Origin of the sequence: Enterobacter cloacae complex sp. FDA-CDC-AR_0132 (assembly GCF_003010695.1) — a bacterium.
GTDB lineage: Bacteria > Pseudomonadota > Gammaproteobacteria > Enterobacterales > Enterobacteriaceae > Enterobacter > Enterobacter ludwigii.
Genome location: NZ_CP027618.1, coordinates 2192528 through 2209369, shown reverse-complemented (window position 1 = coordinate 2209369; position 16842 = coordinate 2192528). Strand labels below are relative to the sequence as shown.

Here is a 16842-nt window from a genome sequence, read left to right as displayed (position 1 = left end):
AAGCGCATAATGTTGCACTGCGCGTGCTCTGTCAATCAGCACTCACCGCGAGGATAACAATGAACATTGCCCATGTTGCACTCTGGACCCGACACCTTGATGCACAGGTACAGTTCTGGGAAACGGTTTTTGGCGGACGCCGTAATGAACGCTACCTCAGTAAAAATCGCCCGGGCTTTGCGTCACATTTTATTACCCTGGATGGCGGGCCAACCCTTGAACTGATGACGGTGCCGGACCTGCCCGACGCCCCGGCTCATCCGGAGTTTATTGGCTGGGCGCATATCGCCATTCACGTCGGCAGCCAGGCTGATGTGGACCGTATGGCGGCGCAGGCGCAATCAAACGGCACCCTGCTCAGCGCCCCCCGCATGACCGGGGATGGGTTTTATGAAGCGGTGATTGCGGACCCGGACGGCAACCGGATTGAGCTCACAGGAGAGTAAAAGACATAACGCCTGCTATGCAGGCGTTAAGGTTTAATTCACCGTGGCCGGGCGCGCCAGATTTTCCTCGCCCTCACGTTGCTGCGCTTTCTCGTGCTGACGCTCCGCCAGCAACCGGCAAATCTCCGCATGCTTCTCCTCGGTAAAGGTAAAGCGCGACATAAACCCAAGCCGGATCAGCGAGCCGATGGCGGGCAGCAGACAGATACCAAAGAACAGCCCCGACAGCACGCCGTCACTCTGGGTTTGCGCCTGCGGGACATAGCCGATCATCGTCAGAAACACGCCGATTAGCCCACCGCCGACCGCCACCGACATCTTGCCGGTAAAGGTCTGTCCGGAGAAGGTGATCGCCGCACAGCGCTTGTGGGTGTGGTACTCCGCATACTCGATGGTGTCGGCAATCATCGACGAGGTGAGAATGTTGGACATCATCACGAACAGCGTACTCAGGCCAAGCAGGATAAACAGCATCGCCGTCTGCTGATAGCCCACAAACCACATCACCACGCGTACCGCGACATCCAGCCCGCAGAGGATCATAAACAGCTTCCGCTTCTGCATCCTGCGCGTCAGCATCGGGGCGACGAGACACACCACCGCCGCCATAATCCCCATCACGCCGATCGCCATCTGCAGACTGCCGTCACCCATATTGTTGATAAAGAAGTAGATGTAGAGGCCGCCGGCCACGTTATGGAACACGCAGAAGAAGAACGACAGCAGCACGATAAACAGCGGCTTGTTCTGGCGCAGGTTATGGAAGGTGTCACGTATTGTCACCTTTTCCGGACTCGGCGGCACACGCTCCTTAATCTGCATAAAGCCGTTGAGCATCAGCGGCAGGCCGACCAGCATCATCACCAGCGCCGCCATAAAATAGCCTTTGTCGTTGCTGTACTGGGCGAAGAACGCCGCCAGTTTCGGAAAGAAAATATTGGCGCAGGCTATCCCGGCGTTAACCCCCAGCATGGCCGCCGTCACCGCGCGGGTGCGCTGCCCGGAGTCGTTAGTCATCACCGACGACATCGACCAGAACGGGATATCAGAGATGGCGTACAGCGTTCCCCACAGAATGTACGTCACCCCGGCGTAGAGAATTTTGGTGGTCATGTCCGCTTCGATTTTATAGAACGACAGCAGCGTGACGCCGGTAATGAGTAACGGGGCGATCAGCAAAAAGTGGCGAAACTTGCCGAACCGGGTGTTAATGGTGTCCATTATGCTGGCAAATAGCGGGTCGTGAACCGCATCCCACGCGCGGGCAATCAGGAAGATGGTACTCGCCGCCAGCGCCGAAATCCCCAGCACGTCGGTGTAAAAATAGTTAATAAACGAACCCACTAAACCAAAGCTAAAACACTGACCTAATCCATAACCAAAATAAGACCACAACTCGCGAGACGGTATTTTCATTGTCATTGCCATAGTGCGTACCTGGTTGCCCGGCGGCAGGCCGCCGGGTCGATATTATTAGCCCTGCGCTTTCGGGGCGATCTTACGGAGCTTCTTCATTAAGGCCATTTCTCTGCGCGAGAACGGGATACCGTTCTCCTCAAAGACGTCGTGGAACCAGAGGCGGCAGTAATCCGTAGACTCCTTCATCACCACCGGCCACGGCAGCCACGTCTGGGTTTTACCGCGCACTAGCCCCCACTGATACGGCGCGACCTTCGCCGTGTACATCAGCGGAAGCTGCTCCTCGAGGGTGCTGCCCACGTGGCGGGCCAGCCATTCGGTGCAGAAGATTGGCCGCCCAAGCGCCTGCAGCTGCTGGATAATCGCGGTCATACGTCCGGTGTTGGTGTAAGCGTGGAAGCTCACCACGTCGGATAGCGCCAGCGCGCTTTGATCCAGCGGATGCTGATAAAACGTCTCGTCCTCCTCTTCCGCCGGCAGACGCCACGCGCAGACGGTGAGCGGCTGAGTAGGATCCTCTTCACGCACCCACCGGAACGCCAGCTTCATCAGCTCATGCGCGCAGGCCTCCAGCTTCGCGTCGTACTGCACCTCCTGCGTACCGGTCGCAAAAATGCCGCGGTTGCCCGGCTCGTTATACAGATCCCACAGCAGCACGCGCTCATCGTCGCGGAACTGGCGGATAACGTCGCGGATATAGCGCTCAATCTGCGGCCAGCAGTCGGGATTGCAGACTTTATCGCGCCCCGGGCTCGCTGCCGCCTGGCTGTTGTGCTTGCCCGGCACCGGCGGCTTTTGCGGCCCCAGATACGGTTCATCGCCGGAGAAACCGCAGTCGTCCATCAGGGTCAGCATGGTGCTGAACCCGTGGCTGTCGGCCATCGCCAGAAACGCGTCGATGCGCGCCATCAGGCCGTCGCGGTCGTGTTCCCAGACAATAAACGGCAGGTTGATGCGCAGGGTGTTGTAGCCCGCCTCCGCCGCCCAGCCCAGTTCACGATCGATGGTATCGGCATCGAAGGTCTCTTCCTGCCAGATATCGGTCCAGTTCACCGCCGTCGACGGTAAATAGTTAAACCCACACAGCCAACCTTTTTGCTGATACCACGCCTGTGCCTGCTCCCTGCTCCACTGCTCTTTCATTACGCGTCCTCTTACTGATAATATTTAGCTAATAAATATTAGCTGCAGGATAAATGCGCAATTCATGACGCTCCGAAAAGCGACAGCCTTCACAAAGTTCATGCAGGCGCGAATAAGAAACGTGATCGACGGCGCGTAAGCGAACAGTTAGGGTATGATGCGGTGTCGCGAGAGGGAGAGGACGGATGAAGCGAAAAACAAAAGTCACGATGAACGATATTGCGCGGGCGGCGGGGGTGTCGCAGGCGACGGTATCGCTGGTTCTCAACCAGTCCCGTAACATCAAGCTCAGCGACGAGACCCGCCAGCGGGTGATCGGCGTGGCGACCGAGCTCGGTTATGACCGCCTGCCTGCCATTCACGCCCCGCGCAACCAGGAGGAAATCGCCCTGCTGGTAAGTTCCCTGCAAAGCTTTGATCCCTTTATCGATGCCATCAGTCAGGCGCGGGAAGCCGCATGGCGCAACGAAGCGCTGCTGACGGTGTACGACTACGGTGATGACGTAGAGCTGGCGCTGAACATTATCCGCCAGCTGGAGAAGCGCAACTGCGTGGGGATTATCCTCGCCTCCCCCGTTACCACGCTTGTCGACATGACCGCTTTTCAGGACTGCACCCGCATTCCACTGGTGCTGCTCAATCAGCGCGACCCCGGCTCGCCGCTGCTGCCGTCGTTTATCCCGGACGACTACGCCAACGCCTTCCAGGTGACTAAACACCTGATCGCCTGCGGTGCAACGCGTATCGCTCACATCACCGGCGAGAGCTGGATGGAGGCCTCCCGCCAGCGGCTGGCCGGCTATCAGGCCGCCTTACAGCAGGCCGGTTTAGCCTGTGACGAGAGTCTGGTGCGCCAGACCAACTGGCAGTTCAGCGAATCCTTTACCGCCACCACCTCTCTGCTGGCGCTGGACGAACGCCCGGACGCCATCTTCTGCGCCAGCGACTGGCTGGCGATCGGCTGCTATCAGGCGCTGGCGGTAAACGGCGTGCGCATCCCGCAGGATATGCTGCTGGCGGGCTATGACGACCAGAAGATCTCCGAGCAACTCACCCCACCGCTGACCAGTATCCAGCTCCCCTACAGCGAACTGGGACGGCTGGCGGTGGAGTACCTGTGCAATCAGGAAGATGCCGCCACCCACGTGACGCTGGCGGGCAGGCTGAAGGTACGGACATCAAGCCTCGTCTGAGGTGAAGACCATTCCGGCATAGGGTTTCTCCCGGCACGCCGCCAGCCGCGCGGCGAGGCTGCCCACGTGCAGTTCCAGCTTGTGCCCGTCCGGGTCGAGAAAATAGAACGATGCCCCCTCGCTTTTGTTTTGCTTCCAGACGGTAACGCCCGCCTGCTCCAGCTTGTGCGAGAATGGCTCAAAATCTTCCGCCGCAACGGTAAACGCGTAATGGGTATAGTCGCTCTCCTGCGGCGGCACGTAACCGCGCGCCTCGTCATAGGACAGGCAGACCCACAGATCGCCGCAGGTAAGATAGGCCCCGGTATTCCAGCGGGCGTGCAGCGTCAGCCCCAGCAACTCGTGCCAGAAGGTAACGCTTTTTTGCAGGTCGCTGACCGCGAGGGTCAGATGGTTGAGTGATTGCAGCATGACGTGCCCTTTTGTTTTTTGCGCCAGACGTGGTACGGTAACTTCATGAACATAAACCACGCCGTGCTCACCGTAAACCGCTGGTGGCTGCCTTCTTAAAGGCGGCACGGAGTAGTTTTCCCCATTTTCAGATAGCCGCCGAAAGGCGGCTTTCACATTTCTAAGACCCCTTTCGGCAATTGCACATTAAGGAGTCTTTATGAACGTTCAAACCATCCTCACCGGCGACCGCCCAACCGGCCCGCTGCACCTGGGTCATTTCGTCGGTTCGCTGCGCCAGCGCGTGGCGCTACAGCAGACGCATAACCAGTATGTCTTGATTGCCGACCTGCAGGGGCTGACCGACAACGGCAGCAACCCGCAAAAAATCCGCGACAACATCCCTGAAGTGCTCGCCGACTACCTCGCCGCCGGCATCGACCCGAACCTGACGACACTCTGCCTGCAGTCCGCCCTGCCCGCTCTCGCCGAGCTGACAATGTTGTATATGAACATCGTCACCGTCGCCCGCGTCGAGCGTAACCCGACGGTGAAAAATGAGATTGCGCAGAAAGGCTTTGCCCGCTCGCTGCCGGTCGGTTTTATGGCCTACCCCATCAGCCAGGCGGCGGACATCACTGCGTTCAAAGCCGAGTGCGTCCCCGTCGGCGACGACCAGCTGCCGATGATTGAACAGACCAATGAGATTGTGCACAAGATGAATAGCCTGTTGCCTGCCCCGGTGCTGTGCCACTGCAAAGCGATGCTCAGCGACACCGGCCGCCTGCCCGGCATCGACGGCAGCGCCAAGATGTCGAAATCACTGGGCAACACCCTGCACCTTTCTGCCAGTGAAGAGACGATTCACCGTGCGGTCAGCGCCATGTACACCGATCCGAACCACCTGAAGGTGAGCGACCCGGGGCAGATTGAGGGAAACGTGGTGTTTACATACCTCGACGCGTTTCATCCGGACAAAGCCAAAGTGGCAGCGATGAAGGCGCATTATCAGGCGGGCGGACTGGGTGACCGGGCATGCAAGAACGAGCTGGAGGCGTGCCTGCAGGAGCTGATTGCACCGATGCGGGAACGGAGGGCGATGTACATGCAGGATAAAGGGGAGCTGATGGCGATGCTGAAGCGCGGGACCGAACGGGCGCAGGGGGTGACGCAGGGGACGCTGAGGGAGGTGAAGGTTGGGCTGGGGGTGCCGGTGTTTTGAACTCGCGATTACAGTCGTCTTCTCCTCAGTCGGCGCCGCATCTGTGGCCTTCACAACCAGAACCACCGCACTCTCGCAGCAGTGGCGGCGGTAGTAAGTCTGGAGGGATAGCGTCAGGGGATATCTCTACCGATGCGGCTAGCCGCCCTGCTCAATGGTCTGGACGGCGCTGATATCCAGGATGAGAACAAAACATGTTCTCATCCTGTTTAGCCCTTTTTCACCTCGTAATCCGGTAGCGAGAATCGAGTGATAAAGTTATTAAGTGCGTTGGTATCAGGTAGCGCGGTCAGCGCCCCTTTGCGCGTTGTCGCGAGGGCACCGCAGGCGCTGGCCTGAGCAATGGACTGGTGGAGTTGTTCAACATTCTGCGGCATCCCGCGATGTGCAATCCAGGCCAGCAACCCTGCGACAAACGCGTCGCCAGCCCCGGTTGTATCAACACTGTTGACGGTATAACCGTCGAAATGAATAACGCTGTCGCGCCACAGCACCATGGCACCTTGCTCACCGTAGGTCACGACTTTGAGTTGCGCGGGCAGAGCGTTGAGGGCGTTAAGCGCATGGGAAAAATCGTGAGAGCCGGTCATCCAGTGCCACTCTTCTTCCGAGAGTTTAAGAATGTCGGCATGGGCGGCAAAATGGCGCACCGTCTCGAGCATTTCATGCTTATCGGGCCACATTTGCTCCCGTAAATTCACGTCGAAACTCAGTAATCCCCCACGCTGTTTTACATGGTTAATGGCAGTGACGAGCGTATGACGACACGTTTCGGCGACCAGGGCCAGAGAGCAGAAGTGCAGAATATCGTCGCTAAAACCGGGCAGCGCATCGGGTGTTAAAAATTGATCCGCGGAAGGGTTGGTTAAAAAGGTAAATCCACGCTCGCCAGCGCGGCCCAGAGAGACCAATACCGTGCTGGTTCTGTGCTGATTATCCCACTGCAGACTTTCGGTTGAAACGCCTGCGTCAGACAGCGTTTTCTTCAGAAAATAACCAAAGTCATCATCACCGACCCGGCCAATAAAACCACTCTGGCAGCCCAAACGCGCAGCGCCAATTGCCACATTGAACGGGGCTCCTCCTGCGCAGGCCTGATATTGCATGTCTGAAAGCGGTAGAAGATCCACCACTGCATCGCCAAGAGTCCAGATATTCATGACATTTCCTCAATGATAATTAACTTTTTAAATGTGACCTGCGGGAAGGTCACTTTTTTAATAGTGCTTAAGCGTGAACAGGTGCCATGGATTATCCAGGCATACGGGTTAAAAGTTATAATCCAGCATCAGCTTATATTCGGTGGTAATAGCCTCACCGTGGGTCACCCAGCTTCCGTCCTGTTTTATCAACGAGCCAGTAACTTCTCCGGACACGGTAAAACGAGAGGTCAAAGGATAATTTGCCGATACCTTCAGAAAGCGGTTGCGGGTATTCTGGAAGACTTCGCCATCTTCAGGCTGCGCATTGTATTTCTTATAATGGCCATACCCACCGCTGAGCGTTGTGGATAATTTCCCCCAGTTGCGCCAGACGCCGACAGACGTGGTCCAGCTTTTTTCGTCAATATCGCCCCACTGCGCCCTGTCTAAAATGGCAGAGGCAAATTGCTGGCGGAACCAGACGCCGGTGGTGTTATTAATAATATATTGCACGCCAGGCTCAATCTGAAATGAACGCACGTCGCGGTCATTTTGCGATCCACCGCTGCGGCGGTGATCGATCTGCTGATACAAATAGTTAAAGAATGAGAAATTGTCCGTAACCCGAAGATCGGTAAAGAACTTAACGCGGCCTTGCCAGCGGTCCTCGATTGAGGCGCTTCCACCCATGACATCCCAGCCATAGCGCAGACGTTTGTAAAAATATTCATGGCCGATGATCAACTGAGTCCACTGGTTTTGGCTGAGGTAAGACTGATCCTCCCACGTCCCGTTATAGTGGGTGGTTCTGCCCTCAGAGAAAGCCAGATACCAACCGGGTAACGCATCGTGTCGCATCACGCCTTGTACAAACGTCAGTGAATCATTCCCGTTGTGGAAATGGCTGTTACGCCAGTTATTGTCCTCAATGGCATATTTCATCTTCAGTTGGCCATGAACGCGGCCACCGGCAGGATTGGAGGAGCGGGCTGAGGTCCACATAACCTCTTCATCCAGATAGGACCACGGGTCCACGGCAACAACCTTTCCCGAGGGGTCCTTCATGATGCTCATGCTCGCATTCGCCAGCGCGGGAAACAGAAGAGCAAAAATAACAGACAGGGCATGATAGTTTTTCATAATAATATCCCGTTAAATCATTTCTTTTATTTTCAACGTTGCGTGAAAATGGTCGTTTTGAGGCAGGCTAATACTCCACGGCTTCTCCTGCATGGAATACATCCGGGTACTGAATGCCGCTTTATTGTTTATATAAAAGACAGCAATTGAGTTTTGAATGAGAACGCGTAACTCAATTTTTTCCCCGATCGGAACATCCACCCAAGATTCCGCGTTAGCCTGATGAATCGACGCGAGCGGCGCGTTGAAAAAATAGACTTTTCCTTTGCTCTTATTGAATACAACGTTCAGCATCGCATCACTGACTCTGTCGTCAGTCAGACCAAAGCTCATCACCATTCCGGCAGAAGGAACATCGATGGTTGCGCTCAACTCACCGCGTTCAGGCAAGGCCGGGTACAGCGCCGACTGTAAGGGGCCGAACGACGCGGCCGTTTTAAGCATTTTAGTGCTCGTTAAGGTGGTCACCGGACCAGGATTCTCACTGATGACCTTCTGAAGCTCCTGGGGCAGGATGCTGTTGAGCTGGCCCTGATCATCTGCGGTGAGCTCATGAGCAACCAGATTCCCTGCCCAGTCAATGTTGCCGCTGTCACGGTTACCGGCTTTCGTCGGGATCCAGCCGAAAACAAACAGCCGATCGTTTTTGAGTACCAGTTTACCCGCGTAAAAACCCGAGCCGTCGACCACATAATTGCCCAGTTTCCGCCACGGCCCCTCAGGATTATCCGCAACCCGGTATTGTGTCAGGCGTAACGGCCATTGGTCGCTAAAGCTGAGATACCAGCGTCCGTTGAAGTAAACCAGTGTCGGGCATTCGAGGTTGGCATTGCTGGTGATGGTGTCGTTATCAAAAAATACGCCGCGATCTTCCCAGTGCGTTAAATCCGTTGAACTGTACCGGGCAATAACCCCACGACCGTTACTGCGGGTAGTAATTAACATCCAGTATTCTTTCTTTTCCTCAACCCAAACGACGTGAGGGTCCCGGAAATCATTACCCCGATAGTTACCGCCGGGTAAAATGGTGTCCTGCGGGTGTTTCACCCAGTGAAGGCGGTCCTTACTGGTCGCGTGCATAATAGACTCAACCGGGAACACATTTTCATTGTGTGCGGTGTACCAGGCATGCCAGGTATCGCCGACTTTAATAATCGAACCGGTTCCCAATAACAGTTCAGGATCGTCAACATCGTTAACGTAGGGGATCACTTCGGAATGGTTCTGATAATCATACAAGTTGGCACTCGACAAGAGATGAAAAGCATGTACCCCCAGATCGCTGCCGCCGCGGACATCATTAAGATAATAAATATCAAATTTGCCATCGTTAAACACGGGCATAGGGTCGCCCACAAATGAACCGTCAACCCGCGGGAAAAAGCCATTAATATGGGTGATACTTTTATTCTGTAATGTTTCTTTCGAAGGCTGCGACCAGGCAGGATTATTGCCGAGCGAAAGCGCAAGCAGCGCGACAGATGCCGCGACTATTAATTTTTTCATGCTACACCTGAATGTCAGAAGTTATAATTCACGCCAACCACGGTAAACGGATTCCATGAGTGACCGGTCGATGTCCAAAGCCCGGTTTCTTTCGTAAATTGTGCTTTGAATTCACCGTATAATCGCACTTCACCAAATACCGGATAACTCAGCGTGCCACCGATAAACTTATACCGACCGTCATAGAAAACTTCGCTGGCATTGCTGGCGTTATCTATTTTATCCTGGCCAAATCCAACATACAGGGAGGTTAATAATGGATACCAGTTTCGCCAGAGTCCGGCCGTGACTTTCCATTCTTCTTCGACAATATCGCCCCAGCTCTGACGCTCCTGGCGATTATGGTAATAATAAGGTCGCAAATAGAGTCCGAGATCCGGATTCACGCGGTATTGAATGGCTGGCTCAATTTCGAAAATGTACTGCTCCAGATCGCCATTCCCCGGTTCGTTACCCAGAGGCTGATATTCGCCATACGCGTATCCGGCCAGGCTCCATTTGTTGGACAGTCGCAGGTCCTGCCAGACCTTGAACCGGTTTTTCCAGCGTTTCGTTGCCGTTTCGGATCCGACCATAACTTCCGTACCGATATTACCTCGCCAGGTTTCGAAAATATGGCCCACAAAAAATTCATTGATGGTATTGGTGCCTTGATAGTCCTGATTACTGAACTGTCCTTTATAACTGTCTTCTCTGGCATTCCAGAAACCGAAATACCAGTTAGGCAATTCATCGTGCCTTAAAAAAGCCTGAATGGTGGCGAGCTTAAACTTGCCGCTGTTTTTCTTATTATTGCTCCAGCGAACATCGTCAATTTCTATCTGAGACCCGATGTTTCCATGCAGGCCACCCACTTCCATATTACGACCGATACTGTTCCAGTGAACCGGCGGATCTTCCTGCCTTAAACGCAACAAACTGACGTCTTCGGGGTTATCCCCTTCAGGACGCTTTTTCACTTCCGCTTTTTTATTCTCCGTTTGCGCCGATAACGTCACGGGCTTTGACGAGGTCGTGTGTTCAGGTTTTTGACCTGCAGCAACCGGAGAAGACGAAGCACTAAGGGACGATTGTTCATTGCCTTTATTAGCTGATGATACACTCGTACCGTTGGTGTCTGATTCATCCTGAAAATAGCTTTGATAGTTTCCTGTAACGTCTTCAGCAATGGCAGGAAATGCCGCTAATGTCACCATTAATGCCAGCGTCTGTTTTCCTGGAACAAATATGTTTTTATCTTTCGCGGTAATGCAATTTTGAGGTATTACGCTTTCATCCATTTTGCTCTCTCATTATTCCAGACAATAACATGCCAGCCAGAGACTGGCAGAAATAAAAACTCACCCTGCAAGAAACAGGTCGGAACGGAGAATTATTTATCTAAAGACCAGTATCCCGCATCGTATAATGAGGCCACACCCTGATTTGCAAACAATGAAATATCGCGCTCGCCCGGCTGCGGATAAATACGACTGCTTAAGCAAGCGTCACCATCGTTAACAAAAACTTCCACCGATGAGCGGTCAATAAAAATTCGCAGTGACAGAACGCTGTCCGCTGGTAGCGGAATACTGCGCGTGCCTTCCAGCGAATATTCCGGATAGCGGCGCTCCACCACCAGACGCCCGGCCTGATCGTCGACGTAAATTCTCAGCCCGTCGCCCAACGCGATACCAAACTGTTCAGCCGTCGATGCGCTCAAATCCCATGCCAGCTGTACTTCGACCGCATCGGCATCTGCCGCGACAAAGACATTCTGATTGTTCAGGCAGCGGACGGGCGTGGGATAATAGCTGCCACGCAGCGCGGTCACTTCGGCAGCCGGTTTCATTCTCACCCGGCCATCGACAAGGCTTAATTCGCGCGGAAGCGAGAGCATTCCGGCCCAGCCATCCTGCTGTTCAGGCATCGGTGATTCCCACATATCCAGCCACCCGATGACAATGCGTCGGCCATCCGGGGTCACGAAACTCTGCGGGGCATAAAAGTCGTGGCCGTGGTCCAGCTCAGTAAATTGTCCGCTGTGGGTGAACGGTTGACCTGGCTGCCAGTCCCCAAGTAAATAGCCACTCTGGAACAGGTTGCGATAGTGATACCCTTCCGCCGCCATGCCCTGCGGCGAGAACATCAGGACACGCTTCTCTCCCAGGGTGAAGAAATCCGGGCATTCCCACATAAAGCCCTTGCCTTCATCAGCCTCGGCGAAAATACCTTCGTCATGCCATTCGCGGAGATCGGTGGAACGGTACAGGCGCACCTGGCCGGTATTTTCCACGCGGGAGCCGACAACCATGTACCAGAACTCACCTTCGCGCCACACCTTCGGATCGCGAAAGTGATGCAGTCCGGGCGGTGTATCAATCACCCTGTCGTGCCGTTCAAAATGGATGCCGTCACGACTGGTCGCCAGACACTGCACCTGGTAGAGGTTGGCGTCTGTGTCCGACGGGCCGTGAAATTTATGTCCGGTGTAGATGAGCGCCAGCGTATCGCCGTCTACCACGGCGGAGCCGGAGAAACAGCCGTCTTTGTCCGCCGGGCCTTCTGGTGCTAGCGCGACGGGCAGATGTTCCCAATGCACCAGATCTTTGCTTCGGGCGTGCCCCCAGTGCATCGGACCCCATTTCGGGGAGTAGGGATGATGTTGATAAAAGGCGTGATACCAGCCGTCAAACCATACCAGGCCATTAGGATCATTCATCCAGCCTGCGCGAGGGGCGAGGTGATAGCGCGGATACCAGCGCGGATTAATCCCGGATTGTGCTTTTTCAAGCACCTGTTCAGCCTGTTCTAATAAGGATGTCATCGTCTTTACTCTCAGTACATTACACAGCGTTTTGCTGCAGAAAAGATGGCTCAGATGAGGATTTAGTTGAGCGCAAAAGGAAAATGGAAATAAACGTGGTGCTGAACACCATGATGCCCATGATCAGATAGGATTGGGCGAAGCCAAATCTCTCATAGCTAAAGCCTGCCAGCGGGGACAAGACGGTGCCAATGACGGAGCTGGTGCAGGCAAATCCCACCAGATAAATGGTGGAGGAGAGACGTTTGTCGAAATTCAGGCTGTTGTATTTAAATATGGCGACTAACAATATTGGCAGTTCGACCGCGTGAAGCAGTTTGGTAATGGAGATAAGCAAGGGGCCTTCCACCAGCCCGGAAGCAATCATGCGCAGCGCCATCACCATACCTGCGAATATCAGGCCATTTTTAGCGCCAATGCGATTAACCAGCCACGGCGCACAAAACATACCCGCGGCCTCGAGAAAGACCTGGAAAGAGTTTAAATAGCCAAACATCTCGTTCCCTTCTCGTAATGTCGGGAACTGTGACGAGAAATAGACCGGGAATTGCTGATCGTATACGCCGTAAATGCAGGTTCCGACCACGAAGAATATCAGCGCCCAGAAGCGCGGCAGAGTCAGCAGACGCAGGGCGTCTTCCAGAGAAACTTTTTTAGCGCCAATTTCGAGTTTCTCCATGCTTGCCGGTGCGGCCACCTTTAAGCGGGCCAGCAGACAGAAGAAGATTAACCCCGAGCATGAAGCCACCAGGAAGTTAAGGTCAGGGTTGATATTAAACAGTAACCCGGCAAAAAACGTGGCGACCGCCCAGCCCAGAGACCCCCACATGCGTGCCCGCCCAAACTCAAAGGTACTCTGACGCGCAACGCGCTCGGTATAGGACTCCAGAACGCCGATACCGCCATTAAACGTCAGCCCGATAAATAAGCCCCCGAATACGCTGCCCAGCAGAATATTAACGCTCAGCAAGTAGCTAAAAAGCAAATAAGCCGGGCCGGAGAGGATCAACAACGCGGTGATAAACCATAACAAATGTTTGCGCAGACCGAGTCGGTCCTGGATAAAGCCATAACAGACCTGCGCGAAGAGCGCGGAGACGGATAAAACGGAAAAAATAATGCCGGTTTCCGATGCCTTTAGCCCCACTTCCTGGTGAAGCCAGATTGAGAGAAGTGAACTTGATGAGGACCAGGTCACAAAGAAAAAGAACAGCAGAGCGCTGAGCAGCATGTAACTTCGAGTAGGCCGTTTTTTCATCTACGTAATCTCGCAAGAAGGATATGCTAAGATGGTAACGTTAACATTTCAGGCGTACACTCGGTTTTGATGTGATACTCGATGTTAATCACAAAAGTTAACGTTAACATTAATGTGTTGAGATCGCGCTCAAACTTTTAAGCGTGACTTGCGTAACCCTGGGTGTCGGTGCCTAGAATAGGACATTCGCATTGGCTCACAACACCTTACCGGGTCGAATGCATTCAGATAATGGAAAGCTATGGCGTCTTTAAAAGATGTGGCCAAACTGGCCAATGTATCGCTCATGACGGTTTCCCGGGTGCTCAATGACCCGAAACGCGTAAAGCCTGAAACCCTGTCCCGGGTGCAGGAGGCGATCCTGCAGTTAAATTACGTGCCTGACCTCTCAGCCCGGCAGATTCGTCGTGTCGGCTCCCGGAACAAAACCATCGGCGTACTGGCGCTGGATACCGTCACCACCCCTTTTTCGGTAGAAATCACGCTATCTATCGAAGAAACCGCACGGGCGTACGGCTGGAACAGCTTCGTGGTGAATATGTTTACCGATGATAACCCTGACGATATTGTCGACCTGCTGCTCGCCCACCGGCCCGGGGGGATCATTTTCACCACCATGGGGCTGCGTGAAGTGAGCATCCCGCCCCGACTACTGGAGCACCCTTGCGTTCTGGCCAACTGCGAGAACATGGGAGAACCGGTTGCCAGCTATATACCTGACGATGAACAAGGCCAGTATACGGCCGTACAGGCCTTGCTGGCGGCGGGATACAGCCGCCCTCTCTGCCTGCATTTACCTGTCAACCATCTGGCGACGCGTCGCCGCCGTCAGGGGCTTGATCGCGCCTGCCGTGAAGCCGGTATCGATCCTGATACGCTTGAACACTGCTATATGCAATTTGGCGATGAGCACTACCGGGATATTCCGGAGATGCTGCTGGCGCATATCGTTCAGGGGAAACCGCAATTTGATTCGGTCATCTGTGGTAACGACCGTATTGCCTTTATGGTGTATCAGACGCTGTTAACGCAGGGTATCCGAATCCCACAGGATATTGCCGTTCTTGGCTACGATAATCTTGTCGGCATCGGAAATTTGTTTTTACCCCCGCTATCCACGGTCCAGCTGCCGCATTATGAGATTGGGCGCTTAAGTACCCTGCACATTATCAATGGCGACACCCACCGGGATAAGGTGCTGGTCGAGAGCCCCTGGCTCAGGCGCGAATCCTGTTGAGCAAGAGAGGCCGTATACCGACGACCTTTTGACAGTCACCTGGGGACATTATGCAAAACGAATTTTACTGGATAAACGAACCTGCCGAATGGCATAGCGAGAACAACACGTTATCGGTCGTGACCGACGACCACACCGATTTCTGGCGCCATACGTGGTACGGATTCGAGCGTTTCTCGGGCCACATCTACGCGACTGACGCGGCAGGTGATTTCACGTTTCAGACTAACATACGTGCTGATTTCAGTACGCTCTATGACCAGGCGGGGATCATGCTGATGTCGGACGAGCAACACTGGCTCAAGGCCGGGATTGAATACAATGATGGCGCGCCGGCCATTGGCAGCGTACTGACGTTACAGGCCTCCGACTGGGCAACCGGTATCTTCCCGGGTAACCCCCGGAAGTTCTGGCTTCGCCTGACCCGCAAGGGAGACGCGTTGCGGTTACAGTACTCAGCAGACGGGCTGTCGTGGCCTTTGCTGCGTTTATGCCATTTCCCGTCGGGGCCAGTGAAAGTCGGTGTCATGTGCTGCACGCCTGAACGCAGCGGCTTAGCCGTCGAGTTTAGTGATTTCAGTCTCGCTCCGGCCATGGATAAAGCGCTGCACGATCTCAGCTGATTTACATCGCGCCATCCGGTTCTACGATCCGTTGATGGCGCTGCCTGAGCTTCCACCTGGATCACACTTTTCCCACCCGACCATTCCCTTAAAATAAACAGGTGATATTATTCACCCCGTAAATACCTCTCAACTCAACCCGAGGCTTTGATGCTGGAGAATGTCATCATCCGATAATCAGCTCCCCGACCTTTCAGGCCGGACTGATTATCAATGCGCCGAAATCGAATGCGGACACCGCGGTGTGTTTGCACGTTTTGCACATGATGATTAAACAGGTTTTCCAGTATGAATTTATCCCGTCAGGAACAACGTACCTTACACGTTCTCGCCAAAGGTGGACGTATTGCGCACGTCCGCGATAGCTCAGGCCGCGTCACCGCCGTTGAATGCTACAGCCGCGAAGGGCTGTTGCTCGCCGACTGCACGCTCGCCGTCTTCAAAAAACTCAAAACCAAAAAGCTGATCAAGTCCGTCAACGGTCAGCCCTACCGCATTAACACGACCGGGCTGAACAGCGTTCGTGCCCAGCCAGATAATCGCTAAGGAGAGGATGATGGATATCCCACGTATTTTTACCGTCAGCGAAAGCGAACACCGCATTCATAACCCGTTCACCCCGGAAAAGTACGCCACGCTGGGCCGCGTGTTACGCATGAAGCCAGGCACGCGCATTCTCGATCTCGGCAGCGGCTCGGGGGAGATGCTCTGCACCTGGGCGCGCGATCACGGCATTACCGGCACCGGCATCGACATGAGCCGACTTTTCACCGAACAGGCAAGGCGCCGTGCTGACGAACTCGGCGTCAGCGATCACGTACGTTTTATTCATGACGACGCGGCCGGATACGTCGCAGATGAAAAATGTGATGTGGCGGCCTGCGTGGGCGCCACCTGGATTGCCGGCGGCGTCGCCGGAACAATGGCGCTGCTGGCAAAAAGCCTCCGGCCTGGCGGGATGATACTCATCGGTGAACCCTACTGGCGTCAGGTTCCTGCGAGCGATGAGATAGCCCAGGCCTGCGGCGTCTCGTCCATCGCTGACTTTCTCACCCTGCCCGACCTGGTCGCCTCGTTCGACGCACAGGGCTATGACCTGGTGGAAATGGTCCTGGCAGACCAGGAAGGCTGGGACAGATACGAAGCGGCGAAATGGATGATCCTGCGTCGCTGGCTGGCGGAAAACCCTGACGATGACTTTGCACAAGAAGTTCGCGCGGAGCTGACAATTGCGCCCAAACGCCACGTCACCTACACACGAGAGTACTTTGGCTGGGGGGTGTTTGCGTTGATTGCCCGATAGCCTGAAACAGGCGG

General features: G+C 54.6%; 16 protein-coding genes. 7 read left to right on the top strand and 9 right to left on the bottom strand.

Annotated elements, in window-relative coordinates; all coding sequences use genetic code 11:
• The first annotated feature begins 59 nt into the window (after window positions 1-59).
• Window positions 60-446: a VOC family protein gene (locus AM379_RS10685; protein ID WP_020885338.1), complete on the top strand. Its 387-nt coding sequence runs from the start codon at window positions 60-62 to the stop codon at window positions 444-446.
• Window positions 447-479: 33 nt separating this feature from the next.
• Here AM379_RS10685 and AM379_RS10680 read toward each other — a convergent pair whose 3' ends face one another.
• Window positions 480-1874 carry an MFS transporter gene (locus tag AM379_RS10680; protein WP_020885339.1) on the bottom strand — a complete coding sequence of 465 codons (1395 nt, stop codon included), beginning with the start codon at window positions 1872-1874 and terminating at the stop codon, window positions 480-482.
• A 45-nt stretch (window positions 1875-1919) separates the two neighbouring features.
• Window positions 1920-3008, bottom strand: a complete 1089-nt coding sequence (locus AM379_RS10675) for a cellulase family glycosylhydrolase (RefSeq protein WP_106503693.1) — start codon at window positions 3006-3008, stop codon at window positions 1920-1922.
• Window positions 3009-3193: 185 nt separating this feature from the next.
• Here AM379_RS10675 and AM379_RS10670 point away from each other — a divergent pair, with 185 nt between their 5' ends.
• Window positions 3194-4201 (top strand): LacI family DNA-binding transcriptional regulator, encoded by a 1008-nt coding sequence (locus tag AM379_RS10670; protein ID WP_014168446.1) that lies wholly within the window; start codon window positions 3194-3196, stop codon window positions 4199-4201.
• On the opposite strand, the gene AM379_RS10665 is transcribed toward AM379_RS10670, so the two are convergent.
• Complete coding sequence (locus AM379_RS10665; RefSeq protein WP_025205684.1) at window positions 4187-4612, bottom strand: fosfomycin resistance glutathione transferase FosA2; 426 nt, start codon at window positions 4610-4612, stop codon at window positions 4187-4189. The genes AM379_RS10670 and AM379_RS10665 overlap by 15 nt on opposite strands.
• A gap of 199 nt (window positions 4613-4811) precedes the next feature.
• On the opposite strand from AM379_RS10665, the gene trpS reads away from it, so the two are divergent.
• Window positions 4812-5813 carry a tryptophan--tRNA ligase gene (gene trpS / locus AM379_RS10660; protein WP_106503692.1) on the top strand — a complete coding sequence of 334 codons (1002 nt, stop codon included), beginning with the start codon at window positions 4812-4814 and terminating at the stop codon, window positions 5811-5813.
• 209 nt (window positions 5814-6022) lie between these two features.
• Here the strand turns inward: trpS and AM379_RS10655 are convergent, their stop codons facing one another.
• The 6 genes from AM379_RS10655 to AM379_RS10630 all read right to left on the bottom strand — a co-directional run bounded on the left by AM379_RS10655 (window position 6023) and on the right by AM379_RS10630 (window position 13665).
• Window positions 6023-6973, bottom strand: coding sequence for an aminoimidazole riboside kinase (locus AM379_RS10655; protein ID WP_106503691.1), 951 nt, complete (start codon window positions 6971-6973; stop codon window positions 6023-6025).
• 108 nt (window positions 6974-7081) lie between these two features.
• Complete coding sequence (locus AM379_RS10650; RefSeq protein ID WP_063925699.1) at window positions 7082-8095, bottom strand: OmpG porin family protein; 1014 nt, start codon at window positions 8093-8095, stop codon at window positions 7082-7084.
• A gap of 12 nt (window positions 8096-8107) precedes the next feature.
• A complete protein-coding gene (locus AM379_RS10645; protein WP_106503690.1) occupies window positions 8108-9601 on the bottom strand; it encodes a glycoside hydrolase family 32 protein in 1494 nt (497 codons plus the stop codon).
• Between the two features lie 14 nt (window positions 9602-9615).
• Window positions 9616-10881, bottom strand: coding sequence for an OmpG porin family protein (locus tag AM379_RS10640; protein ID WP_106503689.1), 1266 nt, complete (start codon window positions 10879-10881; stop codon window positions 9616-9618).
• Window positions 10882-10973: 92 nt separating this feature from the next.
• Complete coding sequence (locus AM379_RS10635) at window positions 10974-12407, bottom strand: glycoside hydrolase family 32 protein (RefSeq protein WP_106503688.1); 1434 nt, start codon at window positions 12405-12407, stop codon at window positions 10974-10976.
• Window positions 12408-12426: 19 nt separating this feature from the next.
• Window positions 12427-13665, bottom strand: coding sequence for an MFS transporter (locus AM379_RS10630; protein WP_014168436.1), 1239 nt, complete (start codon window positions 13663-13665; stop codon window positions 12427-12429).
• Between the two features lie 241 nt (window positions 13666-13906).
• Here AM379_RS10630 and AM379_RS10625 point away from each other — a divergent pair, with 241 nt between their 5' ends.
• The 4 genes from AM379_RS10625 (at window position 13907) to AM379_RS10605 (ending at window position 16828) form a co-directional block, all read left to right on the top strand.
• Window positions 13907-14902, top strand: coding sequence for a LacI family DNA-binding transcriptional regulator (locus AM379_RS10625; protein ID WP_106503687.1), 996 nt, complete (start codon window positions 13907-13909; stop codon window positions 14900-14902).
• 50 nt (window positions 14903-14952) lie between these two features.
• Window positions 14953-15525, top strand: coding sequence for a DUF1349 domain-containing protein (locus AM379_RS10620; RefSeq protein ID WP_063156978.1), 573 nt, complete (start codon window positions 14953-14955; stop codon window positions 15523-15525).
• 288 nt (window positions 15526-15813) lie between these two features.
• Window positions 15814-16071, top strand: a complete 258-nt coding sequence (locus tag AM379_RS10610; protein WP_014168433.1) for a YjhX family toxin — start codon at window positions 15814-15816, stop codon at window positions 16069-16071.
• A gap of 10 nt (window positions 16072-16081) precedes the next feature.
• Window positions 16082-16828: an SAM-dependent methyltransferase gene (locus tag AM379_RS10605; protein WP_106503686.1), complete on the top strand. Its 747-nt coding sequence runs from the start codon at window positions 16082-16084 to the stop codon at window positions 16826-16828.
• Window positions 16829-16842: the final 14 nt, after the last annotated feature.